Annotated in this window: 30 protein-coding genes, 1 other RNA gene and 1 pseudogene; 14 read left to right on the top strand and 18 right to left on the bottom strand. The window is 37.7% G+C overall.

Annotated elements, in window-relative coordinates; genetic code table 11:
- Positions 1-12: 12 nt before the first annotated feature.
- Positions 13-1,272, bottom strand: a complete 1,260-nt coding sequence (locus tag Q7J54_04055) for a PKD domain-containing protein (protein MDO8740712.1) — start codon at positions 1,270-1,272, stop codon at positions 13-15.
- A 558-nt stretch (positions 1,273-1,830) separates the two neighbouring features.
- Between Q7J54_04055 and Q7J54_04050 the strand changes: the two genes are divergently transcribed.
- From Q7J54_04050 to Q7J54_04025, 6 genes are all read left to right on the top strand, one after another.
- Positions 1,831-2,370, top strand: a complete 540-nt coding sequence (locus Q7J54_04050) for a hypothetical protein (protein ID MDO8740711.1) — start codon at positions 1,831-1,833, stop codon at positions 2,368-2,370.
- Between the two features lies 1 nt (position 2,371).
- Positions 2,372-3,067, top strand: coding sequence for a hypothetical protein (locus Q7J54_04045; protein ID MDO8740710.1), 696 nt, complete (start codon positions 2,372-2,374; stop codon positions 3,065-3,067).
- Between the two features lie 119 nt (positions 3,068-3,186).
- Positions 3,187-3,414, top strand: coding sequence for a hypothetical protein (locus tag Q7J54_04040; protein MDO8740709.1), 228 nt, complete (start codon positions 3,187-3,189; stop codon positions 3,412-3,414).
- Between the two features lie 88 nt (positions 3,415-3,502).
- The gene (locus Q7J54_04035; protein MDO8740708.1) at positions 3,503-5,032 is read left to right on the top strand and encodes an ATP-binding protein; all 1,530 of its coding nucleotides are present in this window, start codon (positions 3,503-3,505) and stop codon (positions 5,030-5,032) included.
- Positions 5,029-5,649 carry a type I 3-dehydroquinate dehydratase gene (locus Q7J54_04030; GenBank protein ID MDO8740707.1) on the top strand — a complete coding sequence of 207 codons (621 nt, stop codon included), beginning with the start codon at positions 5,029-5,031 and terminating at the stop codon, positions 5,647-5,649. The genes Q7J54_04035 and Q7J54_04030 overlap by 4 nt, the downstream gene beginning before the upstream one ends.
- Entirely contained in the window at positions 5,646-6,857 is a 1,212-nt protein-coding gene (locus Q7J54_04025) for an exonuclease SbcCD subunit D (GenBank protein MDO8740706.1), read from the top strand. Before Q7J54_04030 ends, Q7J54_04025 begins: the two co-directional genes overlap by 4 nt.
- Here the strand turns inward: Q7J54_04025 and Q7J54_04020 are convergent.
- From Q7J54_04020 to Q7J54_04005, 4 genes are all read right to left on the bottom strand, one after another.
- Positions 6,854-7,603 (bottom strand): ZIP family metal transporter, encoded by a 750-nt coding sequence (locus Q7J54_04020; protein MDO8740705.1) that lies wholly within the window; start codon positions 7,601-7,603, stop codon positions 6,854-6,856. The genes Q7J54_04025 and Q7J54_04020 overlap by 4 nt on opposite strands.
- 4 nt (positions 7,604-7,607) lie before the next feature.
- Positions 7,608-8,423 (bottom strand): hypothetical protein, encoded by an 816-nt coding sequence (locus Q7J54_04015; GenBank protein ID MDO8740704.1) that lies wholly within the window; start codon positions 8,421-8,423, stop codon positions 7,608-7,610.
- A gap of 90 nt (positions 8,424-8,513) precedes the next feature.
- Positions 8,514-9,932: an Asp-tRNA(Asn)/Glu-tRNA(Gln) amidotransferase subunit GatB gene (gene gatB / locus Q7J54_04010; protein MDO8740703.1), complete on the bottom strand. Its 1,419-nt coding sequence runs from the start codon at positions 9,930-9,932 to the stop codon at positions 8,514-8,516.
- Between the two features lie 8 nt (positions 9,933-9,940).
- Entirely contained in the window at positions 9,941-10,699 is a 759-nt protein-coding gene (locus Q7J54_04005) for a helix-turn-helix domain-containing protein (GenBank protein MDO8740702.1), read from the bottom strand.
- Between the two features lie 106 nt (positions 10,700-10,805).
- Between Q7J54_04005 and Q7J54_04000 the strand changes: the two genes are divergently transcribed.
- Complete coding sequence (locus Q7J54_04000; GenBank protein MDO8740701.1) at positions 10,806-12,464, top strand: Sua5/YciO/YrdC/YwlC family protein; 1,659 nt, start codon at positions 10,806-10,808, stop codon at positions 12,462-12,464.
- Here the strand turns inward: Q7J54_04000 and Q7J54_03995 are convergent.
- From Q7J54_03995 to Q7J54_03960, 8 genes are read right to left on the bottom strand one after another with little or no spacing between them, the layout of a single operon-like run.
- Positions 12,461-13,384: a hypothetical protein gene (locus Q7J54_03995; GenBank protein ID MDO8740700.1), complete on the bottom strand. Its 924-nt coding sequence runs from the start codon at positions 13,382-13,384 to the stop codon at positions 12,461-12,463. The genes Q7J54_04000 and Q7J54_03995 overlap by 4 nt on opposite strands.
- On the bottom strand, positions 13,381-14,202 hold the full coding sequence (locus tag Q7J54_03990) for a hypothetical protein (GenBank protein ID MDO8740699.1): 822 nt from the start codon (positions 14,200-14,202) through the stop codon (positions 13,381-13,383). Before Q7J54_03990 ends, Q7J54_03995 begins: the two co-directional genes overlap by 4 nt.
- A gap of 24 nt (positions 14,203-14,226) precedes the next feature.
- A complete protein-coding gene (locus Q7J54_03985) occupies positions 14,227-14,367 on the bottom strand; it encodes a hypothetical protein (GenBank protein MDO8740698.1) in 141 nt (46 codons plus the stop codon).
- Complete coding sequence (locus tag Q7J54_03980; GenBank protein MDO8740697.1) at positions 14,364-15,773, bottom strand: amidase family protein; 1,410 nt, start codon at positions 15,771-15,773, stop codon at positions 14,364-14,366. The genes Q7J54_03985 and Q7J54_03980 overlap by 4 nt, the downstream gene beginning before the upstream one ends.
- A complete protein-coding gene (locus Q7J54_03975) occupies positions 15,770-16,288 on the bottom strand; it encodes a peptidylprolyl isomerase (GenBank protein ID MDO8740696.1) in 519 nt (172 codons plus the stop codon). The genes Q7J54_03980 and Q7J54_03975 overlap by 4 nt, the downstream gene beginning before the upstream one ends.
- A 58-nt stretch (positions 16,289-16,346) precedes the next feature.
- Complete coding sequence (gatC, locus tag Q7J54_03970; GenBank protein ID MDO8740695.1) at positions 16,347-16,631, bottom strand: Asp-tRNA(Asn)/Glu-tRNA(Gln) amidotransferase subunit GatC; 285 nt, start codon at positions 16,629-16,631, stop codon at positions 16,347-16,349.
- A 29-nt stretch (positions 16,632-16,660) separates the two neighbouring features.
- Positions 16,661-17,302: an HAD family hydrolase gene (locus tag Q7J54_03965; GenBank protein ID MDO8740694.1), complete on the bottom strand. Its 642-nt coding sequence runs from the start codon at positions 17,300-17,302 to the stop codon at positions 16,661-16,663.
- Positions 17,296-18,033, bottom strand: a complete 738-nt coding sequence (locus Q7J54_03960) for a helix-turn-helix domain-containing protein (protein ID MDO8740693.1) — start codon at positions 18,031-18,033, stop codon at positions 17,296-17,298. Before Q7J54_03960 ends, Q7J54_03965 begins: the two co-directional genes overlap by 7 nt.
- Positions 18,034-18,158: 125 nt before the next feature.
- On the opposite strand from Q7J54_03960, the gene Q7J54_03955 reads away from it, so the two are divergent.
- Genes Q7J54_03955 through Q7J54_03945 form a run of 3 tightly spaced genes read left to right on the top strand, consistent with a single transcriptional unit; the run spans position 18,159 to position 19,373 of the window.
- Entirely contained in the window at positions 18,159-18,584 is a 426-nt protein-coding gene (locus Q7J54_03955) for a hypothetical protein (GenBank protein ID MDO8740692.1), read from the top strand.
- Between the two features lie 22 nt (positions 18,585-18,606).
- Positions 18,607-18,957 carry a hypothetical protein gene (locus Q7J54_03950; protein ID MDO8740691.1) on the top strand — a complete coding sequence of 117 codons (351 nt, stop codon included), beginning with the start codon at positions 18,607-18,609 and terminating at the stop codon, positions 18,955-18,957.
- Positions 18,954-19,373, top strand: a complete 420-nt coding sequence (locus Q7J54_03945; GenBank protein MDO8740690.1) for a hypothetical protein — start codon at positions 18,954-18,956, stop codon at positions 19,371-19,373. Before Q7J54_03950 ends, Q7J54_03945 begins: the two co-directional genes overlap by 4 nt.
- Before the next feature lie 38 nt (positions 19,374-19,411).
- On the opposite strand, the gene Q7J54_03940 is transcribed toward Q7J54_03945, so the two are convergent.
- Positions 19,412-20,269: a DMT family transporter gene (locus Q7J54_03940; GenBank protein ID MDO8740689.1), complete on the bottom strand. Its 858-nt coding sequence runs from the start codon at positions 20,267-20,269 to the stop codon at positions 19,412-19,414.
- Between the two features lie 216 nt (positions 20,270-20,485).
- On the opposite strand from Q7J54_03940, the gene Q7J54_03935 reads away from it, so the two are divergent.
- Complete coding sequence (locus Q7J54_03935) at positions 20,486-21,328, top strand: hypothetical protein (GenBank protein MDO8740688.1); 843 nt, start codon at positions 20,486-20,488, stop codon at positions 21,326-21,328.
- A gap of 47 nt (positions 21,329-21,375) precedes the next feature.
- On the opposite strand, the gene Q7J54_03930 is transcribed toward Q7J54_03935, so the two are convergent.
- The 4 genes and pseudogenes from Q7J54_03930 to Q7J54_03915 all read right to left on the bottom strand — a co-directional run bounded on the left by Q7J54_03930 (position 21,376) and on the right by Q7J54_03915 (position 24,171).
- Positions 21,376-21,774 carry a YbaK/EbsC family protein gene (locus tag Q7J54_03930; protein ID MDO8740687.1) on the bottom strand — a complete coding sequence of 133 codons (399 nt, stop codon included), beginning with the start codon at positions 21,772-21,774 and terminating at the stop codon, positions 21,376-21,378.
- Between the two features lie 78 nt (positions 21,775-21,852).
- Positions 21,853-23,613, bottom strand: a pseudogene (aspS, locus tag Q7J54_03925) (aspartate--tRNA ligase).
- A 63-nt stretch (positions 23,614-23,676) separates the two neighbouring features.
- Complete coding sequence (locus tag Q7J54_03920; GenBank protein ID MDO8740686.1) at positions 23,677-23,820, bottom strand: hypothetical protein; 144 nt, start codon at positions 23,818-23,820, stop codon at positions 23,677-23,679.
- A gap of 69 nt (positions 23,821-23,889) precedes the next feature.
- Positions 23,890-24,171, bottom strand: coding sequence for a hypothetical protein (locus Q7J54_03915; GenBank protein MDO8740685.1), 282 nt, complete (start codon positions 24,169-24,171; stop codon positions 23,890-23,892).
- 75 nt (positions 24,172-24,246) lie between these two features.
- On the opposite strand from Q7J54_03915, the gene rnpB reads away from it, so the two are divergent.
- The 3 genes from rnpB (at position 24,247) to Q7J54_03900 (ending at position 25,185) form a co-directional block, all read left to right on the top strand.
- Positions 24,247-24,594: RNase P RNA component (rnpB, locus tag Q7J54_03910), an RNA gene on the top strand.
- 22 nt (positions 24,595-24,616) lie between these two features.
- On the top strand, positions 24,617-24,790 hold the full coding sequence (locus Q7J54_03905) for a preprotein translocase subunit Sec61beta (protein ID MDO8740684.1): 174 nt from the start codon (positions 24,617-24,619) through the stop codon (positions 24,788-24,790).
- Between the two features lie 59 nt (positions 24,791-24,849).
- Positions 24,850-25,185, top strand: a complete 336-nt coding sequence (locus tag Q7J54_03900) for a nascent polypeptide-associated complex protein (protein MDO8740683.1) — start codon at positions 24,850-24,852, stop codon at positions 25,183-25,185.
- Positions 25,186-25,204 lie beyond the last annotated feature (19 nt).

The raw sequence follows: 25,204 nt of genomic DNA, 5'->3' as shown, positions 1-25,204 counted from the left end.
AAAAAAATAAAATTAACTTTGCGTAATGTCGCCGATTACAGGCGGCCTGTTGACATCTTTCACCGAGATCTTCAGATCCTGGCTGACACTCTCCTTGCCGTCGCTTACTGTAACCCTTGCATTGTATGTTGCTGTGCATCCTTTTGCATTGCATCCTTTCGGATACGCGTCATCATATGTTGTTTGATAAGTTGTTGAAGTCACCCATCCGCTTACTGTTATTGTCAATTCATCGCCATCTGAATCAGCTGCATCTACGTTGATTTTCACAATATCACCTTCATTTGCTGAAATGTCATCTATCTTATTCAGCACAGGCAGCTTGTTGCTTTCAATAACATCAATTGCAACTGTCTTTGTTGCAATATCCTTGCCGTCTGAAGCAGATACTGTTATTGTGTAAGTTCCTGCATCCCTGTAGCTGGTTTTCCACGTTCCTGTTGTCAAAGGAGCAGATATTGTAATATCAACCTTGTCGCCGTCTGGGTCAACCACAACAGGCCTTACTTCAACTGTTTCGCTTGCCTTCACTTTTATCAGATCCATGTCCTGAATTACTGGCGGCCTGTTGATATTTGCAGCATTAACTATCCATTCCTTCGATGCTTCCAAAGCGCCATCTGAAATGACGACAGTTACTTTGTGCTGGCCTGCAGAGTCATAGCTTAGATCATACAGGTAAAAGTCCTTAGTTGACACTTCTTTATCATCAACTTTCCATAAATATGTCAATGCATCCTTATTCGGGTCAGTGGCTTCTGCTTTAAATTCAGTTGTTTTTCCTTCATCGCTGTTCGCTATCAAATCAGAAGGCTTGAATGACGTAATTGCTGGAGCCTTGTTTGTTTTCTTTACAATTATTGTGATGTCTTTTGAAACGCCTGTTGTTCCATCAGAAACTGTTATTGTCACCCTGTATTCCCCCATATCACCCAATTTTGTCTGCCATTCTCCCTTCTCGTTCAATGGCGGGCCATAGGTATATGTTAGGGCATCGCCGTCTGGATCAGCTGCAACAAGCTTTAGCTTCACTAAATCGCCTTCGCTGACTGAAATAGTTGTCAATGCTGCCAGCTCCTGCGGGGGCTCTTCAGGCTGAGGAGTTATGTTTGCGGTTACATCTTCACTTACTGGCGGCGTTGCATTTAAAGGCGCTATAATGCCTGTTCCATTCGAAGCAGGAACCAATCCAGGAAAATAATCTGGATATTTATAGCAGCCAGCTAACAGTAGAACTACACTCAACAAAATTAAATATCTTACACCCCTCATGTTTCCACCCCATTTTGAAGTAATTATCTATTGTTTCCATTTCATAATAATAACTAATATATAAAGATTTTGGTGATTTGGCGGATAAATGCAAAATATGTAAAGTAAAATTTTAAACTTCATAGCCGCACGCCACCACAACGGCGGCTGACGCACAAGCTCATTACATTCGCTTGTGCTACCTGCCACCCCGTAAGGGACATCCCCCGTCAGGTCAGCGCCGACGTGGCGTGCGGCGCGACTGGGGTTGCGCCCTACGGGCTGTCGCGTAGGACATTTTCCGCAGGAAAATATCCGTCGCACCGCCATAGTCGGCGCTTTCATTAGTTAAAAAGTGCACTTAACAAAATAAAAACATTTAAATAGAAACCCCTTATTTCGAACGCTATGAAAAGAAGCTCACGTAGATGGAAGAAGAAAAGGCAAATGCGATGGAAGTGGCAGCGCAAGAGAATGAAGCGCGAGAAGAGAAGAAGAGCAAGAAAGTAATAGTTTGAATTCTAACTAGCGGGTTTAAAACAATAACCTTTAAATAATCCAAAATTAAAAAATTAACTTATGAATAAGATAGTCAAAAAAGACATACTTAAGATCATTGATGACGGACTTATTCTTATAGGGCAAAAAAATTTTGTTGATCTTAAAAAGATAAGCAACCATACAATACATAATGCATCCATATTCCAGGACAGGGATTCCATCTCGATTGCAATTATAATATACGCCATGTCAAAAATAATGGAGAGAACAGGCAGCATTGATGCAGAAATAGTGAAAAAATTAAAAGATGCTTATGACCTTTTAATTAAAGATAAAACAAAAGAATACCAGGATGCCATTAAGAATATCCTCGAGTTAATTTCCAAGGTTGATGTTAAATTAAAACAGTATATAGATGAGGTTATAAAGCAGGCTGAGGTAAAGAAAGGCAGCAAACTGTATGAGCATGGACTTTCTATTGCCCAGGCTTCTGAGCTATTGGGTATATCCCAGTGGGAGCTGATGAGCTATATAGGAAAGACCAGCATAACAGAAGAAGGCAAAATAACTGATATAAAAAAGAGGCTCGAATTGGCAAGAAATATTTTTGGTGCTTGATATGAGATCATTGGTTTTTGACAGCGGCCCGATAATAAGCTTAAGCGTTAACAGCTTATTGTGGATCATGGAAAAGCTGAAAGAAAATTTTAAAGGTGAATTTTATATAGCAAATATGATAAAATACGAGCTTGTTGACCGGCCTTTAAACACAAAAAGATTCGAGTTTGAAGCAATACAGGTGCTGGATCTGATAAACAAAGGTGTACTGAATGTCGTCGAAAATGAAAAGATAAAAAACAAGGGAATGGAGCTGCTGGATCTGGCCAATCATTGCTTCACTGCGCAAAACAATTACATCAATATTGTCCATTTGGGCGATGCTATGTCAATAGCAGCAACCATTGTTCTTGATGCTGAAGCCTTAATAATAGATGAGAGAACAGTCAGGCTTTTGATAGAAAATCCTGAAAGATTGGCAAAACTGCTGAAAAACAAACTAAACACGAAGATAGAAATAAACAAAGAAGCCCTTTCAAAATTCAGAAAAGAAACTGAAAATCTAAAAATAATAAGGTCTGTTGAATTGATTGCTGTTGCTTATGAATTGGGATTTTTGGATAAATACATCATAAAAACAATTCCTGAACCTGAAAAAACCCTTCTGGATGCTGTATTGTGGGGGTTGAAAGTCAGGGGCTGCGCCGTCTCCTCAAAAGAGATCAACAAAATAATAAAGATCGAGACGAGAAAATAATGATTTATAGACGTAAAATCGAAAAGTATTTAAATAAGCTGGCTTATTATTTAAAACATAAGACTAACATCATAGGGGGTGTGTCTTATTAACCATAAAATAAAAGGAGGTAGGTATAAATGGCAGAACAAATAGCAAAAGTTGGAGTAAAGAAAGAAAAAGGATATCTGTATTTTGTGGACAAGAAAGGAAACGTAGCAAGAGCCAAGATGGCCCGCGGAAAGAAAAAGGGCAAGGCCAAGATTGAAGTTGTTGCAAAATGCAGCATCACGAAAAAGAAAGGATACTTGTACTTCATCGACAAGAAAGGCAATGTATCAGCCGCAAAGATGGCGAGAGGAAGATAAATTTTCTGTTTCTTTTTTTTATTTTTTTAATTTCTAAATCATATTTTAAAGCAAAAACTATAAAAACAACAGAGAAATAACTCCTTCTATGATCAAAGGCATGGTTATCGGGGGCAGCTTCAATAATGTAATAATGCGGGAGAAAGCTGGAGCTGGCCTTGAAATAGGGGAGTTATTAATCGGCGACATAGACTGCGGCAAGGTATTGCTCCAGGTTTATGATCTTAATTACAGCTCACAGATCTCGCAGCAGAATCTTGAGCTTATTTCGGGCATGAACCTTGAAGAAAATGCAAGCGCTGAATTTATGGACGCAAACATAAGGAATTACAGGGTAGCTTTTCTTAAAAATTTATTGACAATAAAAGATAATAAGCACGGCTTGTGCAAAGAGCTGCCGAATTTCTTTTCAAATACAAGAGCTGTTGAAAAATCTGACTTGGGGTTTATCAGCATCCCGAAAAATCCGTTGTATATCGGAAAATTGAGGAGCGGATCAAAGATTGTTGATGTTGATATTGTTCTTGATGGATCTGAAATATTCGCTCATCATATCTTAATTCCAGCTACGACGGGCAGGGGAAAATCTAATTTGACAAGCATCATGCTGTGGAATGCAGCTGACAAGGATTACTGCGGAATTCTGGTTTTAGACCCTCACGACGAGTATTACGGCAGAAATAAGCTTGGATTAAAGGACCATCCTTCAAAAGACAAAATTGTTTATTACACTTCAAAAGATGCTCCGCCAGGATGCAGGACATTGAAGATAAATCTTGAAACAATAAGGCCGCATCACCTTAACGGCGTTGTGGACTGGAGCGACCCGCAAAAAGACTGCCTTGATATGTTCAACAAGAAATACGGCGGCAGCTGGATTGAAGCAATAATACTTGAGAAACTGGTTGAAGGAAGATTTGCAGAGCAGACTGTAGGAGTTGTGAAAAGAAAGTTGATGAATCTGCTGGATCTTGAATGGGACGGAGTGCAGCTGACAACATCCGGGATCTTTGAATTGAACGCCGGGTCAGCAACAATAAAAGACATTGTAAAAGAGCTTGAAGAATCAAAGACGGTTATAGTTGACACTTCAGATTTTGACAGCGCAGTTGAGATATTAATTGGCAGCATGATAGCGTCTGAAATATTCAGTAAATACAAGAACTATAAAAGGACTGGCGAGCTTAAGGATAAGCCGATAATATCAATTATTCTGGAAGAAGCACCTCGCGTTCTTGGCAGGGATGTGCTTGAAAAAGGCCCGAATATATTTTCAACAATTGCAAGGGAAGGAAGAAAGTTTAAAGTAGGCTTGGTTGCGATAACACAGCTTCCATCATTGATTCCAAAAGAAATTCTTGCCAATATAAACACAAAAATAATCCTCGGCATAGAGATGAAAAGCGAAAGGCTTGCTGTAATTGAGTCTGCATCGCAGGATCTGAGTGATGATGATAGGAATATAGCATCGCTTGACAAAGGCGAGGCACTGATAACGAGCAACTTCACAAAATTCGCAACTCCCGTAAAGATCCCGCTTTTTGAAGATGTTGTAAAGGAAACATTAATCAATAAAAGCAAGATAAAGAATGATTTTAGCGGAGTGAATATGCAATGACCTTAGTTGCTGTATCTGTTGGAGAAGAAACAATTAAGGAAGCTATAAAAAGTATAAAAATTGCTTCAGAAAAGGCAGATATTGTTGAAATCAGGCTTGATTATTTAAAAAAACAGGATTTAGAAGAACTTTTAAAATGTTCGGAAAAGCCAGTTATTTTAACCTGTATGCCTAAGAAAGAAGGCGGAAGGTTTTCAGGCAGCGAGAATGAGAGAGCAGCTTATTTGCAGAAAGCATGCGATCTTGGCGTGGATTATGTTACTGTTGAGCTGAATTATTTTCATCTGTTAAGAAGAGATAAGACAAAATTAATTGTGGCATATCATGATATTAATAAAACACCTGAAAATCTCGGAGAAATTTATAAAAGAATTACAGCTAAGGGCGCAGACATTGCAAAGTTAGCTGTTAAAGCAAACACATATGATGATGTAAAAAGAATGATGCAGTTAATTGGATTTGCAAAAAAGCCGATAATAGGAATCAGCATTGGTGAATTAGGAAGAGGAACAAGAATTCATCCAAAAAATTATCTGACGTTTGCTGCATTAAGCAAAGATAAAAAAACAACAGCGGGACAATTTAGTGTTGATGAAATAAGAAAATACCTAAGATGAAATTTGCCCATCTAGCAGACATGCACATAGGATCATGGAGAGAGCCGAAATTAAGAGATCTTTCTGTAAATGCATTCATAAAGGCAATGGACCTCTGCATTGAACGGAATGTTGACTTCATTATAATCTCCGGCGATCTCTTCAACACATCACTGCCTGCGATTGATAATTTAAAAACAGCTGTTAAAAAGTTAAAGGAAATAAAAAACAAAAACATTCCGGTTTACATCATAGCAGGCAGCCATGATTTCTCACCTTCAGGAAAAACAATGCTTGATGTTTTGGAAGAAGCCGGGCTGTTCATAAATGCTGCAAGAGGGGAAGAAAAAGATGGAAAGCTCAGATTAAAGTTTACAGTTGATCCAAAAACCGGGGCAAAGATTACAGGCTTGCTGGGAAAAAAAGGAACTTTGGAAAAGGGCTATTACGAACTGCTTGACAGGGCCGCCCTTGAAAAAGAGCAGGGTTACAAGATATTTGTATTTCATACTGCACTGACTGAATTGAAAACAGAAGATCTGGAAGCCATGGAATCAATCCCCTTTTCATTATTGCCGAAAAACTTCAACTATTATGCGGGGGGCCATGTCCATGAGGTAATTGAAAAAAAAGAAAAGGATTATGGATTGATAGCTTATCCTGGCCCATTATTTCCCAATAGCTTCCTTGAATTAGAAAAACTGCATAATGGAGGCTTCTACATTGTTGAAGATGATAAATTAAGCTACGAGCCGATACAAATATGCCCTGTTTTATCGCTGACAATCAACTGCGACAATAAAACACCTGAAGAAATAAATGAAATGCTTTTGAAAGAGATTAAAAACAAGGAATTCAACAACACAATCGTAACAATACGGCTTGAGGGAATGCTAGAGAGAGGAAAGCCGTCAAGCATTGATTTTAAAATAATTTTTGAAAAGCTTTATGAAAAATCAGCATACTTTGTGATGAAAAACACAAACAAGCTTTCATCAAGGGAATTTGAGGAAACAAAGGTTGAAGTGACATCAGTCGAGGAAACAGAGGAAAAACTGATTAAAGAGCATTTAGGCCAGATAAAGGTTGAAGGACTGTCTTTGGAGAAAGAAAAAAGCCTGATAAAAAGCCTTATGAAAGTTCTTGGTGCTGAAAAAGGCGAAGGCGAAAAAATAGCGGATTTTGAGAAGAGGATAAAGGAAGAAATCAGCAAGATGATTGAGATTTAACCTAGAAACAACAAAACTATCATCACCAAAATCCCAAACACCAAACTAATGAGCTGGATTAAAGACTTTAATGGTATCACTTCTTTGTGCAGCTCCGGTATAAGATCAGATCCTGCAATGTAAATAAATCCTCCGGCTGTAAATGGCAGGATGAAAAGATTAAGATCTTTTATTGCGCCACCTATCGCTAAAATTAAAATTGCTCCAAAAACAGAGATCAATGCAGATAAAAAATTGAAGAACAGCGCTTTTTTCTTTGAAAGCCCGGCATGCAGCAAAATCCCGAAATCTCCCATTTCCTGGGGTATTTCATGGAACAAAACAGCAAGCGTTGTCGCAATTCCGAGCGGAACAGAAACAAGATAAGAGCCGGCAATCACCATGCCGTCTATAAAGTTGTGCAGGCCATCGCCAACTAAATTAATAAGAGCCAATGGATGCGGATGCTGCTTTGATGTCGGGATGTGGCAATGCCTCCAGTGAAGGAATTTTTCAAGTATAAAAAATACAAGCATTCCGCATAGGATATAAAGCGAAACAACAATGCTGAAGCCATATTCACTGACAACTTCCGGCAGCAAATGAATAAATGTATCGCCCAATAATGCGCCTGTTGAAAAAGAAACCAAAAACAGCAATATCTGCTGCAGTGTTTTTTCTTTTATGAAAAATGTAAAAACGCCTATAAGGGAGATCAAGCTGATGATCAGTACGCTTATCAGACTGTAAAGCCATTCGATTATCATTTTATTAAATTACTTCAGTCTCCTTTTGTTTTGGCTCATTCTTTATACCCTCTAAAATCTTATTCAAAGTACCTTTATAAAGCTTCTTGTACTTAGCCAAAAAATCTTCTTTTAAAACAATGTTTTCTTTTAATTTCTGGACTGTTTTGCTGCCAAAAATGTTATCAATAGCCGAATCTATTTTATTTTTGGTTATTTCTTTTTTATCGATAAATAAGCGTATGGCAACAAGGTTTCTTGTTATTTTGTACTTTTCGTCGCCTGTTAAAAACTCGAAGTTTTCTATTAATGGCTTGCTTTTCAGAAGATGCAAGTCTAGCAATTTATAGTTTATTTCAGGGCGTATTTTATAAATCAGCCTTTTACTGGAAACGCATTTAGTCAGCATGGCGCGATATAAGGGATCTGTGGAAATGCCCTTTAATAAAGCTTTGTTGCTCATAGCACTTACATGAAATCCAATTCCAATTTTCTCCTTTAAAGAAGCTTCGATAAGTTTTGCATCGATTTTATTTTCGCTGACAAGTATGATGTCTATATCATTAAATCTAAACCCTTCTTCCAAAAAAGAGCCTGTTATTATTATGTTATCGAATTTGACAAGCATTCCTATATTTTTAAAGACCTCTTCCACTATTTTAAGTTTTATCGGCTCCAGATATTTAATATTATAAAAAAAAGGCTTAAGCACTTCTTCAGGCATAGTTTCCAGCGGCTTTATCACAACATAGCTGCCTATGGCAAAATCTGACCTGTTTTTCGGGATATACACCTGATCCATCCTGCTTCCTTTGCTTATTTTGCTGATCAATTCTACCATATTACGTAAAAATACGTATTAATATATAAAGATTGTGGTTTTAGATAACGATTAATCTCTTTTGTAGAAATTTCATTATGAAAAAGCGCCTTATTTTACCAGCTTCTTCAATATCTCATTAACTTCAACAGGAGTTGCCTTCCCTTTTGTTTTCTTCATGACTGATCCGACAATGAAGTTCAGCGCCTTTTCATTGCCTTTTTTATAGTCTTCAACTGCCTTTGGATTCTCTGCAATAGCTTCAATGCAGAACTTTTCAAGCTCTTTTTTGTCAGAAACAGCTTCCATGCCTTGATCTTTAACATATTTTTTTACATCAAAAGGAGATTCAACTAATTTTTCCAATAATCTTTGAGCAACCTGTTCTGTTATAACCTTTTTCTCAACCAGATCGAGCAGGTCAATTATATGCGTTTCATCAAGTTCAACTTCCTCTAAATCCTTTTTGATATAATTCAGAACCCTTGGCAATTCCCTTCTCAGCCATTTTGCAGCCAACAGAGGGTCAATTTCCTTTGCGACCTGCTCATAAAGCTTTGCAAGCATAAATTCCTGAGCCAGCACTTCAGCATCTTCTTTCTTTATCTTGTATTGCGAGGCAAAACGCTTCGCCTTTTCATGCGCCAATTCCGGCATTGCTTCTTTTATTCTTTCAACTAGTTCGCTGCTTATCTCGATCCTTGTTAAATCAGGCTCAATTATGTAGCCGTAATCCTCTTCTGTTTCTTTTGTTCTCAGCAAAAATGTAATTCCTTTTTCAGAATCCCATGCCCTTGTCTCCTGCTTTAATTTTTTGCCTTCTTCGATTTCCTTCTTCTGCCTTTCAACTTCATAACTCAATGCTCTCTCAATGTCCTTGAATCCAGTTATATTCTTAACTTCTGCCCTTACATAGCCGCTCTCCCTTATTGAAACATTTGCATCTGCTTTTATTATCCCATTGTTGATGTCAAAAATCCTCAAATATGCCAATATTGAAATGAGCTGGTTCATAAAGTCGCGAGCTTCTTCCGGGCTTTCAAGCTCGGGCTTTGTAACAACCTCAACAAGAGGGTTGCCGCTTCTGTTGTAATCAACCAGAACAAAAGGAGACTGTTGCATTGACCCGATATGGACAAGGGAAGCAGGATCTTCCTCAAGATGCAATTTTGCTATTCCGATTGTTTTCCCGGCTTTCAGCTTTAATTTCCCGTCTTTTGCAAGAGGAACTTCATACTGCGTTATCTGAAAATTCTTTGACATATCAGGATAGAAATACGATTTTCTTGAAAAGACAATTTCCGGCGAAACATCTGCGTCAAGGGCAATGCAGAGCTTCAATGCAAATTCAAGCGCATCCTGGTTTAATACTGGCTTGCTCCCTGGATGGCCCAGGCATGTCGGGCAGGTTCTTGTATTCGGATCTTCATTGCCTTTTGTTGCGCAGCCGCAGAATAATTTTGTTTTTGTGTTTAATTCAACGTGAATTTCAAGGCCGATCACAATGTCGCTTGTAAAGTTTTGGGTCATTTTTTATCTCATTTGATGATTTTACTTGCCATTTCCCATAAATATTCAAATCTCTTTTTATAATTTTCTGAGATTTCGCTGCTTTGTATCAAAATCCCAAAAGGATATTTGGTCCACACAGTAAGGGCAACCTTGTTTTTATAAACTATCATTGCAGTTGGGGAGAAAAAAGAGAGCGGCAGAAACTTCACCTCAGAATATTTGTAATCCTCCTTGAATTTTTTAAACCTCTCCTCTGCCTCTTCTGTTTTGTTATAGATCACCTTAAACTTTATTTTAAGCTCCTGCCTTCTTTTATGCCAGTGTTTCATAAATACTGGGAATAAGACCCTTGACTGGCCTACGCCGCCATATACAAGAATCTCTTTGGGCCTTGTATTGAGGATATCGTTCAGGATCGTCTTAACTCCTTCTTTTCCTTCATACAATTCAACTTTTGGCTTTTCTTCTGCCTCTTTGAATTTTATTTCATTTAATTCAGGCAATGCCTCTGAAATTAGCGATAATTGAATTCTCTTCTGCTGCTCTATCACTGTCTTTAGGTTTTCAGGATCTGTTGCCCTGAAGTATTTTCTGTTCTCTTTTATGAAGTAAGAAGCCAGTCCTTTCTTGATCAGCTCGTTTAAAATGTCATATGTAAATGTTCTTGGAATGTCTGTCTTTTTTGACACTTCGCTGGCTAAGCTAGGGCCAAGTTCCAGCAGCACAATGTAAGTCTTGGCTTCTTTGTCTGAAAGCCCAAGCGACTTTAATACATCTTCTCTCATAATGCAGGATATATTCTCGGCCTTTTAAATGTTTCTATTTGTAGTAATTATATTTACAACAAAGATTTATATACTTTAATAAATGTAATTACTGTACGGTAATTATATGAAACAGGTAAATATTTTCGACACAACACTCAGGGACGGAGAGCAAGGAGCAAATAACAGGATGACTATTGCCCAGAAAATAGAGGTAGCCAAGGCTCTGGATAAATTGGGCATAAACACAATTGAGGCAGGGTTTCCTGCAGCGTGTTATATGGAGTATCTTGCTGCACAAGAAATAAGCCGCCTTAACTTAAATGCAAAGTTGTGCGTATTTTCAAGATTACATCAATCCGATATTGATGCAGCCCACTATGCCATAAAATCCAACAAAAATGCTCAAATAGAATTAGCAACTGTTGGTTCAGATATTCTGATTAATAAACTGGGTTGGTCAAAAGAGCAAACTATTGAAAACACCATTAAAGCAGCACAATACGCAAAACAAAGATTTCAGGATGTGGCTATTGGGATCGAGGACGCAACAAGAGCAGATTATGCCTTCTTTGTTAAATTATGTGAAGAATCCAAAAAGGCAGGAGCGAATAGCATCGTTATAGCTGATACTTTAGGTCATTCGCAGCCAGAAGAATTTAGAGATCTGATAAAAAAAATAAAAGCTCATTTTAAAGATTCTTTAAAAATAAGTGTTCATATGCATAATGATTTGGGATTAGCAGTTGCAAATACTCTGGCAGCAATCAAAGCAGGAGTTGATGAAATACAGACAACTATCAATGGTGTTGGGGAACGAAGCGGTAATTGCGCATTAGAAGAGATAATTGCTGCTTCAATCGCAAGGCCTGATTTTTATAATTTTACAACAAATATAAAGCCCAAATTGCTCTTTGGAACAAGCAAATTGGTTTATACTGTATTGGGGAGAGATTCTCCTTGTGAAAAAGCAGTAGTCGGGAAAACATCCTTCACGACTTTAAGCGGAACTCATCAAAAAGGCATCTTAAAAAATACAGCCACTTATGAATTGTTTGATCCTAACAACGTAGGGAGGGAAAGGCTATTGAAACAAGGCAAATATTCAAGTAGCGAGTTAGGTGATGCTAATGTCGATCGTGAGGTTAAAAGGGCATATGCTGTTCTTAAAGAAGGCGGGTTAATTTTAGTTCCTTCAGATGTTGGTTATGTGCTATTGGGAAATTCTGAAGAAGCCATAAAGAAGATGTATGAATTAAAAGGAAGGCCTGAATATAAGCCTTGCATGGTAATAGGAAATAACCAAGAAATATTTGATGATGTCACTTATGTGCCCATACCAACATATGAAAAATATATCCGGTCAATTAAAGAAGCAGGATACCTGTGTTCTTTTTTAGTTCCTATCAACCCAAGATCTAGACAATGGTATGGCGCATTATCGGAGTGGGTATTGAATCATACGGTGCAGGATGGAAAAATTGCAGTTCCGTTTAATCCTGGAAATGTTATTGAAGCATTAGCGCAATTATCAACGAAAGACAAGGTTTTAATTGTCGGGTCTTCAGCCAATAATACTGGAGAAGGAAATTGTGCGGTATTTGAAGAACTGCCCGTACAAATGGTCAATAATGTTGATTACATAATTTATGATTCAAAACCTGCAAAATATCAAAATCCTGAAAGAAAAGGCGGAACAATAATAGATTTAAGTTCTGGCTCACCCGTTGTTTTTAGAAAAGGGGTTTTATTTGAGAAAATCTATGATAGCTTAAATCTTTCTTAGCGCTTTAACCTTATCCCCCTCATCGCCCTCTTAACATGCTTGTCCGGGATCTTTGACATTTTCAACCTTCTTCTTATCTGATCAATTGTAAATCCTGCTGCCAATGCCGCCAATATGTATCTTCTCAGCTTCAAATCTCTTTCTATTGAAACAGCTTCTGATACTGCAATCTGCCTTGCTATGATCAGAATTGCCGATATGATTGCGATTAAGATTGCTATTGAAATAAAGCCAACAATGATTATTCTTGCATCGAGATTGAATTTTATTGGACTGGCAGCAGTTCTTTCTTCGCCAGAAGGAATAAACGGAAATCCTGAATCTTTGCTTGTTGCTGATTGGTTTGAAAGATTAAGGCCGCTGGCATTTTCTAAATTTTCTGCAACGCCTCCCCCAATAGCCGCACTTGTTAGATTTGTAATGTTTGTCAGATTGGTTAAATTGATTATGCTGCTCGTAACAGTTTTATTAACGCTTTCATTAATGTTGGGTTTTTTTCCAGATGCGCAATCTGCATTATATGCTCTGCTTAATGCTGCGCATGAATAAGCAAAGCAGTCTCCGTTCAGGCAGTAATCATTCTTGCTTTCAGGATAATCAACAAAAAGATCTCCTTCGCATTTATCCTCTGGGCACGTTCTTGCGCTGCCGCATGACGCATAATCGATCGGCTTGCCGCATATCGCTTCATAAGTGCTGTCATCGCAGTCTTTTCTGCACGGATTGTTCAAGCTGGGGCAGTTTTTTTGGGCGCAGGAGCAGCCATTGCTGTCAACGATCAATACAGCTGTGCCTGGGCATTTGTCATTTGCGTCAGGAACACCATCGCGGTCAGAATCTGGAACAGCCTGGGCTATTTTTACAGAAATAAAAATAAATAAAATCATCAAAACAAAAAATACTGCATTGTTTTTTTTCAACTGCACTCACCTGTGAATCTGACATTTTGTATTGCGAACTGGTATATGGTTGAATGTGTATATTTGTAATCATAAGTTTTGAAGTCGACCAGCTGCACTATTTCACCGTTCTTAAAATAAACATTGACGTTATTGTCGAACATACTGCAGTGCTGCGAAATATCATAATTTTCAGGCGGCTGGATTTGCTCTGCAGCTTTTATCGCATTCACAATTTCATTTGCTTTTTCATACAACAATCCAAGCCTTATCGGAAGCACAACACTGAACTGCGACAATTCTGCCATAGAGGAGTCCTTTTTTGCAGTTATCAGATATTGCATTGAAACAGAAATATCTTCCCTGTTTATTTTAAAGCTCACTTCTATTTCATCCTCTTTTGTTATATTATATCCCAGATCTTTCAGCATATCGAAATCAATGCACGTGTCAACTTCTGCTGCAACATATTCTCCTGCTTTGGCTTCAATATAGCTGAGCGCAGGAATAGAAATAGCTGCACCATCAACATAATAAGGAACGTAATAAGTAATTTCGTCGTCCTGATAGTGGGCATAATTTACGTCTGTTTCTTCTGTTAAATATCCCCCGTGCAGCCCTATTTTTGAAAAGACAGCATCCTGAGATGTAGTCTTCAGGCAATTCTCAATATATGTGCGGATCACGGTTGTTTCTACGCTGCCAACAGTTGCCTCAGCAGCTGAGCTTTTCAGCTCGCTTGCCTGCCTGCCGCCCGATATTGAAAAAACAATGACCAGAGAAATAACTAGAACAAGCCCTATTATAATGAATGCAGTTATCTGGCCTCTTTTTTGCATGATCATTCCAACGCGTTATTCAAATTATTCAACTATCAGCCCGCAAACCCTGCAGATTAATTCGCCATCTTCAAAGACGATCTTGCCGCCGCAGTCTGGGCATTTCTTTGGCTTGTCTTCGCTTTCCAAAGCTGTAACATCCTTCTGATTGCCCCATTTTGTCATTTTTCCACTGCGCTTCCTAATTGGATTATCTTGCTTTCTTCAAGATGATCGCCAATAATCATCATGCCTATCGGCATATTGCCTTTAAACCTGACAGGAATACTTATATGCGGCAGACCCGCTAGATTAGGGCCAACAGTCATGATGTCCATCATATAATTCTGCAAAGGAGTTAGCTTTTCTATCTCTTTTATTTTTGGAGCAGTTATCGGCATTGTGGGTGAGATCAATGCATCATATTTCTTGAATAATTTTTTGTATTCATCAATAACCTTTGTCCTTACTTTCATTGCTTTGATATAATAAGCATCCCTGTAGCCTGCCATTCTTGCGAATGTTCCAAGAATAATTCTTCTTTTTGCTTCTGGGCCAAAGTTAAGCGACCTTACTTTTGAAAAATATTCATTAAAATTGCCTTCAAGCTTTTCATGCTTCCCGTATCTCATTCCGCAGTACTTTGCAAGGTTTGTTGAGGACTCAGACATTGCGATAAGATAGTAGCATGCAATCCCGTATTTATATGTTATTGGCAATGAAACTTCTTCGTATTTCACATTGTTTTTTTCAAGCTTTTTAACAGCATCCATAACCTTGTTTTTAACTTCCTTGTCTGTTCCCTCGCCAAATGAGTCCTTTATAATGCCGATCTTCATTCCATCGCAGTCTTTTCCAACAGCATCTGTATATTTTTCAACAGCCTTGCTTATTGTTGTTGAGTCTTTTGGGTCATGCCCTGAAATTATTTCAAGCATCAGCGCAGCATCATAAACATTCTTGGCCATTGGCCCGATTTTATCAAGGCTATTAGCGTAATCTATCAAACCATAACGGGAAACTCTTCCATATGTGGGGCACAAGCCTACAACCCCGCAGAACGATGCAGGATTTACAATTGATCCGCCTGTGCTTTCACCCAAACTGATATGCGGGAAAGATGCTTTTTGCGTTATACCGCCAGAGCCGCCAGAGCTTCCTCCGCAGCTCCTTTCCTTATCAAAAGGATTCAATGGAATTTTAAAGTCAACACCAGTATTAATGGAAAATCCTCCGAAGCCAAATTCATCCTGCGATGTTTTTCCGACAATAATCGCCCCTTCCCTTATTATTTTTTCAACAACAGTTGCATTGAAAACAGGATTGTAACCTTTCAATATTTTTGAGCCGGCAGTTGATTCAACGCCATCAACGCAGATACAGTCTTTTATCGAGACAGTCAGCCCGGCTAATCTTCCATGCGGCCTTTTGCCAACAACCTTTGCCTGATCTAACGCAAAGTTCTCGGAGATAGTATTGAAATAATTGTGATCTTTGTTTATTTTTTTTATCTCATCAATGGCTTTTTCTGTATTTTTAATTACATCAATCTCCCTGTTCTGTATTTTTTTGATGAAATCTGCTGTGTTCATTCTATTCTGATTGAGTTTATTTTTATAGTTTCAATAGGAACATCATCAAATCCGTTTTTAGAGCCGGTTTCAGCCAGGCTGATGGCATCCACAACATCCATTCCCTCGGTGACCTTGCCAAAAACAGCATAGCCGTATCCTCCCGAAGTTTCATCTCTGTGATCCAGGAAAGAATTGTCAATTACATTTATGAAGAACTGCGATGTTGCGCTGTCAATCATGCTTGTCCTTGCCATTGCTATTGTGCCCCTTAGATTTTTCAGGCCGTTTTTTGCCTCATTCTTGACAAGAGGGGCATATGCGTTTTTCTGTGTTAAATTCTCATCCATGCCGCCGCCCTGTATCATAAAGCCAGGTATTACCCTGTGGAAAATAAGGCCGTCATAAAATCTATTATTTGCATAGTTCACAAAATTATTGACTGTCAGAGGAGCATTTTGCCTGTCAAGCTCAACTTTTATAATGCCTTTTGACGTGTCAATAACTGCTATTTCTTTTTTTGTTTCATCTGCCATTTTTGCGCACCCCGCTATTAAAATGAACACTAAAATTAAGAGTAATGCATTTCTCATTTCACACCGCCCTCGGTCCTTTGAAATAACCGTCTTTCTTATGCTCTGTCAATGACAAAGCTTCTTCCTGCGTAAGGCATTTTTCCACTTTGTCTTCGCGCATCACATTTTTCAGATCAATCGGCTGGAAGCTAGGCTTTGTATCTGTTACATCAATTTCATCAAGCTTTGAAAATGCATCCAGAATTTCCTTTAGCTGAGGCAGAAATTTATCAATCTCTTCATTTGTAAGCTTTAACCTTGCAAGCTCTGCAACATGCTCAATAAGCTCTTTATCAACTTTCATGATCTACCACCTTGTGCATATTAACAAATTCAGGCATTTATAAGATTTTCTAATTTTTTAAGGGTATTTATTATAAATTTTCCTTTGTGCCTGTTCTTTCTGTCAATCAGAATTGCTTTGATCCCGGCTTTTCTTGGTGTGATATAATCATCTTCATAATCATCCCCGATATGAACTATTTCGTTCTTTTTTATTTTTAGCTTTTTTATGATTTTTAAGAATACATTCGGGTTCTTTTTTATCATCTTGAAGTCTGATGTTACTGAAAAGATCTTTGAAAAATAATCTCTTAAACCTTCAGTTTCAAGCTTCAATTCATTCATCTCATGCGTTGATGTTGTCACAACAATCAATCTGTATTTTTTGCTTAATTTTTTCAGAACTTTTTTAACTTCCGGGAGAAGCTTGATCCTGTGCTTCATATCCCTCATTACAGCCCTATGATCTTCCTTCAATTTAAAATGCCTGAACCAGTATGAAGGAAAATACCAGTCAAGGCGCTTATTCCCGACTTTATGGTATTCCCCATAAACAAATTTCTTTGCTTTTTCAAGGCTGATCTTATTTTTCCTTGAGTAGAGCCTCGGAACTTCCTCAAACCAGAAGACATTGTCAAACCTTTCTTTGTCCAATAATGTCCCGTCGAGGTCAAAGGAGATTACTTTTAGCATTTTTTACTTAACCTCCAAAACCATTCAAAAAATTCCCTGAATCTGTTGGCAATTTCTTCGCTTTCAATTAAAACCCCGAATGGAAATTCTTTGACCCACAAGGCAATACCAACCTTATTTCCGTAAATATAAATATGAGATGGAGATTTTAAATCTTCTGGCAAATATCTGATCTCTGTAAATTTCAGTTTTTCTAAATCCTTGCCCCTTTTTCTTCCTTCGGGAGTGTTGTTAATCAAGATTCTCGCTTTTATTTTCTCTTTAATCCTTGATTTATTCCATTTATCCATGAAAAATTCAGGCAGAATTTCAACTGTTAAGCCAGAAGTAAAATCCAGCCATTCTTTTGGCTTTGATCTTATTATATCATTCATTATGGTCTTTAGCCCTTCTTTGCCTTCATACAGCTCTACAGAATACTTTTTCTCTTTAGGCGGGGTTAATTTAAATAATTCCGGGATCAGCCTTTCAATATTAATCTCTTTCTCTTTAAGAAAATCCAGCAATTTAGATGGATTAGCAGCTTTGAAGTATTTGATATTATTTTTAATAACATAACTAATCAACCCTCTTTTCATTAAATTGCTTAATATCTGATATGTCAAGGTTCTATTTACATTAGTTCTGTCTGATAATTCACTGGCCAAGGCTTCGCCTAATTTCAGCAGTTCCAAATAAACCCTTATTTCGTTGTCTGTTAATCCGATATCCTTTAAAAAATCGGTTTCCATCTCTAAATGAAGATATTCAGAGCTTTATAAATCTTTCTATTGTTGTTATTTAAAAGACAACAAGGATTTAAATAGTTGATATATTATACTACTTCATAGTTATTAATCATCATGAGGAGGGAAAAATGTTGAAGAAGATTCATGAAATGTTTACATATGGAAGAACTCTGAACGAAATGGACAAAATTAGAAAAATTGCAGAGAATTGTGGATTTTCAAATTTAAAAGACCTGTTTAGTACTTATTACAACAGTTATTATGATGATGCCTATTATAATAAGCAAAAACAAAAGATGAACAACTTAATAACTTTATTAGAAAATACTCCAGATACCAAAAATTATTGCGCATTTGCAAATGTGGCAATTAAGCAGCATTATGAACCTTCTAACCGTGATCCAAAAGAGTTACATTTATTATTAACAGACAAGATAGCAGAGTCTTTAGATCATTATCCATTAAACTATAAAAACCTTACCCGAGCCCTTGTGTACGCCATATATCTTATGAGAGAGCTGTGTAAGAAAGAATCAAAGCCAAAAATAATATAATGATAAAAATAGGAGGGTCAAAATGTTTGGGGTATATATCATCAACGATATTCGTAGAATGTTGGATCTTGCCATAGATGATATTCAACATGAAGCATTAAGAGAAGGTGTAATAAAAAAATTAGACAAAACCACATACAAAGTTGATGTAATGTGTGCAAAAAGGTATTTGGAAGCAAACTGCCCAAAAATACCAAAGCAAATTAAAGGAGAGGAGGGCATCAACAATATAGTAGGCAAACTTGTTTCTGGATTTTTTGAATACAAGAATCATTACACTGGAGCAATATCTTTTCAAAAATTGCTTTTTGCGTATTGTCTAATAAAGCTATATGAACGAGGCGAATTGCAAAACAGCTGGGATAAAAAATGACCGATACTGCTCAAACTGCAAAGAAATACCATGTACTTGTAAAAAGAGCAGGGAAAATGTGCATTCCTAAGGATTATTCGGAGAGGTGGGGTTATGATGCATTTTTGCCTGAAGCAGGAAAAGACTATAAAAATAAACCTGAAGATGTGCGCTTTATCTCTATTGAAGCATTAACAATAGATGATCATCTTTTACTTCAGGAAGCGCATTTAAATCAATTCAGTGACTATCATAATCGTGGTTGTCTCGCAGATAATCTTCCATTTGGCATAATTTGCATTCCTAAAGATGATCCATTGAGAGCAATAATTCCGGCGGACAAAAAGATGCATAGCAAACTACAAGAGACTATATATTGGATTATGCAAAAATGGTATAACACAACACCCGAGAATATAGAAATAATAGAAAAATAGCTGTATAGAAATATGTTTAGTGGCAATGTATTGATTTTTTATATAGAAATCAAGATTAAACCTGACAGTATAACTATTATATAAACCCATTGCTTCTTCGTTAATCTTTCCTTTAAGAAAAGCCATGAAGCCAAAACAGTTATTATCATTGAAGCAGATGCCATTGGCGAGGCTATCAGAATAAGGCCATGATCAAGGCTGAAGTTGTAAAACACAGCTCCAACTGCGCCTAAAAGGCCGCTTAAAATAAGCCATCTTGTGTTTTCTTTTTTTACAATAAATTTATGGTTTTTGTTCCTGATCAAAAAATAAATCAGGCAGAAAAGCATTATAAAGCCCTCAAAATAAAGCGATGCTGTTACTGCGCCCATGCTGTTTACCAAAATCCTGAGGAAAGGATATGTGAATCCCCATATAACAGATATGGCTGCTGCAAGCAGCAAAGTTATTTTCCAGTTCTTTATTTTTAATTTGCCGTCCTTTAAGCTTAACAGAAAAATACCCATGAAAACAAGAGCTGTGCCGATAAGCAAGAGCAGGGTTATGCTTTCTTTAAAAATAAATACGGCCAGAATTGCAGCAATTGGCACATAAGCTGTGGTGAGAGCGGTTATCAATGATATCTGTGTGAATCTGAATGAAATGAAAAACATCAGAATTGCTATAAATCCCAAGAAGCCCATAAATGCAGCCAGCAATAGATCATTCAGGCTGATCCACTTTATGTTGTTTGTTATGGCTGAAAAAATAAACAGAAACAAGACCATGAAGAAATAATTAAACAGCAGCATTGTGTGATGATCTAACTTAGATGAAACCTTTTTCCAGCATATCTTGTCAAGGCCCCAGCTGATCATGACGATAATGCCGAACAGCACGCCAAGCGGATAGTTCATAGTGTGAGATTATTTTGTTTTCTTTATATATTTATTGAAAAATTTGACTTGAAAGAAAACAGGGGATTCCTGTATGCTCTTTCGCTCTGCAAAGTGTGGTAAAATTTCGTCCAAAAAGTAATTTCAGGGGCGTTCAATCAGGCGAACAAAGTGAGCAATAAAGAACTACAATAAATGGCAAGAATTATAAATTAGTGTAGATAAATATGGTCTAATATGAAGATTATACTCAGCCGTAAAGGTTTTGATTCAGCTTATGGAGGTTATCCAAGCCCAATTCTCCCAGATGGTGGATTGATATCTTTACCAATTCCATTAAGGGATGTAATAAAATATTCTAACTTAAAATTAAATGAAAACAAATCCTATTTTGATTTAATGAAAGAATTAAAACCAAAAATAAAATATGATGAAGAATGGCACGAATTAACAGAAGACACAGAATGTCATTTAGATCCAGACATTTATACAGATATTATAAAAAGAGATAAAGATTGGAAAGCGGTTTTTGGGCAAATTAATCAATCGCAATCGCATTTACTAAATGAAGGAGTAAAAGAGGGTGATTTATTTTTATTTTTTGGTTGGTTTAGACAGACTATTTTGAAGAATGGAAGATATTATTTTGATAAATCTGCCCCTGATTTACATATTCTTTTTGGATATCTTCAAATAGAGAAGATAATTCAAGTTAATGATAAATCTGAAATTCCTGATTGGATGAAGTGCCATCCACACGCAATGGATGAAGATAGGAGAAAAACTTCAACAAACACAATCTATGTTGCAAGAAAGAATTTAACATGGGACGATGGTATATCTGGTGCAGGAATTTTTAGATTTAATAAAGAGTTGGTTTTAACAAAAGAAGGTCTTTCCCGTTCAAAATGGGATTTGCCTAAATTCTTTAAGGATGTTAGAATAAGCAGACATTCTGAAAAATCTTGGAAATCGGAAGGCTATTTTAAATCAGTAGATATTGGTCAGGAGTTTATAATTGAAGATAATGATAATGTAGAAAATTGGGCTAAATCGTTAATCGAAAACAATCACATATAATTCTTGCGCTTTCTAATTTAAGCCCATGAAATTATTGAGCATAACATCTATTTGCTAATCTCCACAACCTTAGCCCCAGTAACCCTCACAAGATCCTTTGCTCTCATCTTTATTGATTTTGTGTGCATTCCTGCATTGAAGGCGATCTGCTCGTTCTCTGTCAGCCTTTTGTCAACGTAAACTTTTATGCCAAACAAATTTCCAAACGGAGGAACTGCTCCGATTGAAACGCCGCTCAAAACTTTTACATCATCTGCATTTGCAAGTGAAACTGCTGATCCAATCACTCTTTTTGCCCTATCAAGATCAAGCTCAGTAGCAGCAGAAATAACCAATTGCACAAAATTATTTCCTGCTTTGCAGACAAGCGCCTTTGCGCCTTGCTTCAATTCAGTTCCCCTGACTTTTGCAGCTTCTTCTGATGTATTAACGGGCTTGTGCTCCATTAATTCATAAGTTATATTTTCATTCTTCAATGTTTCAATTATCCTGTCAAACAATGCGTTCTTTTCAGGAACTTTCACAATGTCTAGCTTCAAACTCAAGTCCTTTAATTGCTCATCAGAAACTTCAGAAGGAGAGCCTTCCATTAATGATTCAGCAGCTTTATTCTTTGGAAATGCAATAACTTCCCTTATAGACTCGTTTCCGGTCATTATCGCAGCTAATCTGTCAACGCCAAAAGCGATTCCTCCGTGCGGAGGCGCTCCATATTTAAACGCATCCAATAAAAATCCGAACTTGCCCTCTGCTTCCTTCCTTGTTATGCCCAGAATATCAAACATTTTCTGCTGCAGCTCGCTTCTGTGTATTCTTATTGATCCGCCCCCTATTTCAACTCCGTTAAGCGTCAGATCATAAGCTTTGGCTTTAACTTTTAAGGGATCCGTATCAAGAAGGGGCATATCAGCGTCCTTTGGTGAGGTAAAGGGATGGTGCACAGCGATATGCTTCTGCAAGTCTTCATCAAACTCAAACAATGGAAAATCAGTAACCCATGTAAAATCAAATGTATTTGGATTTATTAAGCTTAATCTTTTTGCGATCTCCAATCTCAAGGCGCCCAATGCAGCATTTACAACAAAATGCTTGTGGTCTGCAACAAATAAGAGCAAATCCCCTTTTTCAGCATTTAATTTTTTAATTAATTCCTTCTGAGTTTTTTCATTGAAATATTTTACAATAGAGCTTTCCATTCCCTTGTCTGTTATCTTTGCCCATGCAAGGCCTTTGGCTCCGTAGATCTGTACAAAGCTGATAAAGCCGTCAATGTCGCTTCTTGAAAATTTATCTCCTGCAGATTTTACATTGATTGCCTTGACACAGCCACCGGATTTTGTTACATTCTTGAAAACTTCGAAATCAGAATCCTTTGCAATATCGCTCACATTGACTAGCTCTAAGCCAAATCTCAGATCGGGCTTGTCTGAGCCGTACCTGCCCATTGCTTCTTCATATGTTATTCTTTTTATAGGTGTTTTGACGTCAATGTTTAAAACATCTTTCCAGATTTTCTTTATCATGCCATCCATCATGCTGTAAATATCTTCCTCATCAATAAAACTCATTTCAATGTCAATCTGCGTAAATTCCGGCTGCCTGTCTGCACGTAAATCTTCATCTCTTAAACATTTTGCAATCTGCAGATAGCGGTCAAATCCTGCAACCATTAATAATTGCTTGAATAATTGCGGGCTTTGCGGCAATGCGTAAAACTTGCCGGCATGCACTCTTGACGGAACCAGATAATCACGTGCGCCTTCAGGAGTTGATTTTGCCAATAGCGGAGTTTCAATCTCCAAAAATCCTAATTCATTAAAGTAATCCCTTACAACCTTGATCATCTTATGCCTCAGAATTATGTTCTGCTGCATTACCTGCCTTCTTAAGTCGAGATACCTGTACTTCAACCTTAAATCTTCATTAACAGGAAGCCTGTCCTCTATTTCAAAAGGAGGGGTTGCTGCTTTGTTCAGCACATTTAATTCATCAATCAGGACTTCAATTTCGCCTGTTGCCAGCTTTGGATTTTCCAGCCCTTTGCCCCTGTATCTGACAGTTCCTTTGGCTTGCAGAACATCTTCTCTTGACAAATGCTCTGCTTCAGAATGGAGTTTCTTGTTATGTTTTGGATCAAGAACAATCTGCGTAATGCCGTATCTGTCCCTGAGATCAATGAATATTATTCCGCCGTGATCCCTTCTGCTGTGGTTCCAGCCGCACAAAGTTACCTTTTTCCCAATATCTTTCTTTGCAAGCTCTCCGCAGGTGTTGGTTCTTTTCATACGATATGGATTTAAGAAAGGGTATATAAAATTGTTGGTTTTCTATTGCAATTCTGCATTGCATTACTTATTCAAGTAAAGCCAGACATATCCTGCTATTGCTGTCAATGCAGAAGCCCCATAGAGCAGGTATTTTGCTTTGACATTGGTTTGGCTATTTGTCAAAAACCACCCATCATAGATGGGTGGCATGTAGCTGCGTTCCATCACATCGGGTGGTTTTTGAGCATGCTCAGAATTTTCCACATATGAAAACGGTTGGCGTTCTGCCACCAGTCAAAGACTGGATGGAAAATTCTGACATTTATATGCGGAATCAATGGCCTTTAATCCCACTAACAAATTGCCGCATACAATTAATTTATAGATCAACAGCCCGTCATTAACCCCAAAACATTTCATATACTGCTGAATTACAATGTTCCCCTCGTGAGGCTCATGCGCAACTCCTTGCGATGTCAAAATGTAATCTGCAGTATTTGCTGCAACATAAGCTGCACTTGCAACAATAAACTCCAGGTTTTCGGATAGCGTCTTTTTAATTTCTTTGATGCCCATCAAAATGGGAAAAATCAAACTTATATAAAAATTTTCACAATCTTTATAAATAAAAACCAATTACCATGTTCTGCAGGGTGAATACTCAGTTGACGGTTCCCCGGAGGGGTTTCCGAACGAAAGTGAGGATACCTTTAGTGGAGCTGAGGAAAGTCCACCCACCCCTCCATTCGTGGAGGAAGCAGCCACTCGCGGCAGCGAGTTCCAGCAATGGACGGCAACGTCACAGAAACGAAACGGCCTTTAAAATGGGATGATGCAGTGAAGCTTCTGGCAACAGAGGTAAGTTAACCTGCTGACGCCTTTAAAGGATGCGGTGAAACGGGCAGCCCTGGCTGGTGCAAGTTCGCAAAGAACGCTTAGTTAAATACTGAGGCGGATGGTCTGAATAAGCATCCGACAGAAGGTGGCTTATTTTCACCCTGCATTTATTTTAAAAGGAAAAATGGCGCAAGAAAAAGTATCAATGCCGACAAGCACAGCAGGAATCACGAGATATTTTGACGACTACAAATCAAAGATAGAATTCAAGCCAGGCATGATTGTTGTTTTCTCTATAATTGTCATTATAGTTATGCTTATTCTGCATGCTTACGGCAGCGCGTTGCTAGGAATATAAAATGTTTTTGAAATCAAGATTTCCAAACCATTTTATCCAAATCAGGAGATTTGTCTAAAATGTTTCCAGGAATTGACCCAAGACAGATGCAGCAGGCTATGAAAAAGCTTGGCATGAAGCAGGAAGAGATAGAAGCATCAGAAGTCATAATAAAGTGTGAAGATAAAGACATTGTAATAACTAATCCCAGCGTTCAGAAAGTAAATATGATGGGCCAGGAATCGTTTCAGATCAGCGGCACTATAAACGAAAGGGAAAAGAGCGTAGAGATCTCAGAGGATGACATCAAGACTGTGATGGAGCAGGCAAATGTTGATCAAGAATCTGCAAGAAAGGCATTAAAAGACTCAAATGGAGATATTGCAGAGGCTATCTTGAAGCTGAAAAGCCAGTAAAAATTCTAAACATTTTTAT

The sequence above is a fragment of the Candidatus Woesearchaeota archaeon genome (genome assembly GCA_030651135.1).
Taxonomy (GTDB): domain Archaea; phylum Nanobdellota; class Nanobdellia; order Woesearchaeales; family JACPBO01; genus JACPBO01.
The sequence above is the reverse complement of the archived record's forward strand: the minus strand, read 5'-3'. Positions and strand labels throughout refer to the sequence as shown.

Excerpts from the sequence above, each read along its gene's own strand:
- Q7J54_04055 (MDO8740712.1), bottom strand. The coding sequence starts at position 1,272 with ATGAGGGGTGTAAGATATTTAATTTTGTTGAGTGTAGTTCTACTGTTA.
- Q7J54_04050 (MDO8740711.1), top strand. The coding sequence starts at position 1,831 with ATGAATAAGATAGTCAAAAAAGACATACTTAAGATCATTGATGACGGA.
- Q7J54_04045 (MDO8740710.1), top strand. The coding sequence starts at position 2,372 with ATGAGATCATTGGTTTTTGACAGCGGCCCGATAATAAGCTTAAGCGTT.
- Q7J54_04040 (MDO8740709.1), top strand. The coding sequence starts at position 3,187 with ATGGCAGAACAAATAGCAAAAGTTGGAGTAAAGAAAGAAAAAGGATAT.
- Q7J54_04035 (MDO8740708.1), top strand. The coding sequence starts at position 3,503 with ATGATCAAAGGCATGGTTATCGGGGGCAGCTTCAATAATGTAATAATG.
- Q7J54_04030 (MDO8740707.1), top strand. The coding sequence starts at position 5,029 with ATGACCTTAGTTGCTGTATCTGTTGGAGAAGAAACAATTAAGGAAGCT.
- Q7J54_04025 (MDO8740706.1), top strand. The coding sequence starts at position 5,646 with ATGAAATTTGCCCATCTAGCAGACATGCACATAGGATCATGGAGAGAG.
- Q7J54_04020 (MDO8740705.1), bottom strand. The coding sequence starts at position 7,603 with ATGATAATCGAATGGCTTTACAGTCTGATAAGCGTACTGATCATCAGC.
- Q7J54_04015 (MDO8740704.1), bottom strand. The coding sequence starts at position 8,423 with ATGGTAGAATTGATCAGCAAAATAAGCAAAGGAAGCAGGATGGATCAG.
- gatB (MDO8740703.1), bottom strand. The coding sequence starts at position 9,932 with ATGACCCAAAACTTTACAAGCGACATTGTGATCGGCCTTGAAATTCAC.
- Q7J54_04005 (MDO8740702.1), bottom strand. The coding sequence starts at position 10,699 with ATGAGAGAAGATGTATTAAAGTCGCTTGGGCTTTCAGACAAAGAAGCC.
- Q7J54_04000 (MDO8740701.1), top strand. The coding sequence starts at position 10,806 with ATGAAACAGGTAAATATTTTCGACACAACACTCAGGGACGGAGAGCAA.
- Q7J54_03990 (MDO8740699.1), bottom strand. The coding sequence starts at position 14,202 with ATGCAAAAAAGAGGCCAGATAACTGCATTCATTATAATAGGGCTTGTT.
- Q7J54_03985 (MDO8740698.1), bottom strand. The coding sequence starts at position 14,367 with ATGACAAAATGGGGCAATCAGAAGGATGTTACAGCTTTGGAAAGCGAA.
- Q7J54_03980 (MDO8740697.1), bottom strand. The coding sequence starts at position 15,773 with ATGAACACAGCAGATTTCATCAAAAAAATACAGAACAGGGAGATTGAT.
- Q7J54_03975 (MDO8740696.1), bottom strand. The coding sequence starts at position 16,288 with ATGGCAGATGAAACAAAAAAAGAAATAGCAGTTATTGACACGTCAAAA.
- gatC (MDO8740695.1), bottom strand. The coding sequence starts at position 16,631 with ATGAAAGTTGATAAAGAGCTTATTGAGCATGTTGCAGAGCTTGCAAGG.
- Q7J54_03965 (MDO8740694.1), bottom strand. The coding sequence starts at position 17,302 with ATGCTAAAAGTAATCTCCTTTGACCTCGACGGGACATTATTGGACAAA.
- Q7J54_03960 (MDO8740693.1), bottom strand. The coding sequence starts at position 18,033 with ATGGAAACCGATTTTTTAAAGGATATCGGATTAACAGACAACGAAATA.
- Q7J54_03955 (MDO8740692.1), top strand. The coding sequence starts at position 18,159 with ATGTTGAAGAAGATTCATGAAATGTTTACATATGGAAGAACTCTGAAC.
- Q7J54_03950 (MDO8740691.1), top strand. The coding sequence starts at position 18,607 with ATGTTTGGGGTATATATCATCAACGATATTCGTAGAATGTTGGATCTT.
- Q7J54_03945 (MDO8740690.1), top strand. The coding sequence starts at position 18,954 with ATGACCGATACTGCTCAAACTGCAAAGAAATACCATGTACTTGTAAAA.
- Q7J54_03940 (MDO8740689.1), bottom strand. The coding sequence starts at position 20,269 with ATGAACTATCCGCTTGGCGTGCTGTTCGGCATTATCGTCATGATCAGC.
- Q7J54_03935 (MDO8740688.1), top strand. The coding sequence starts at position 20,486 with ATGAAGATTATACTCAGCCGTAAAGGTTTTGATTCAGCTTATGGAGGT.
- Q7J54_03930 (MDO8740687.1), bottom strand. The coding sequence starts at position 21,774 with ATGGAGCACAAGCCCGTTAATACATCAGAAGAAGCTGCAAAAGTCAGG.
- Q7J54_03920 (MDO8740686.1), bottom strand. The coding sequence starts at position 23,820 with ATGGAACGCAGCTACATGCCACCCATCTATGATGGGTGGTTTTTGACA.
- Q7J54_03915 (MDO8740685.1), bottom strand. The coding sequence starts at position 24,171 with ATGGGCATCAAAGAAATTAAAAAGACGCTATCCGAAAACCTGGAGTTT.
- Q7J54_03905 (MDO8740684.1), top strand. The coding sequence starts at position 24,617 with ATGGCGCAAGAAAAAGTATCAATGCCGACAAGCACAGCAGGAATCACG.
- Q7J54_03900 (MDO8740683.1), top strand. The coding sequence starts at position 24,850 with ATGTTTCCAGGAATTGACCCAAGACAGATGCAGCAGGCTATGAAAAAG.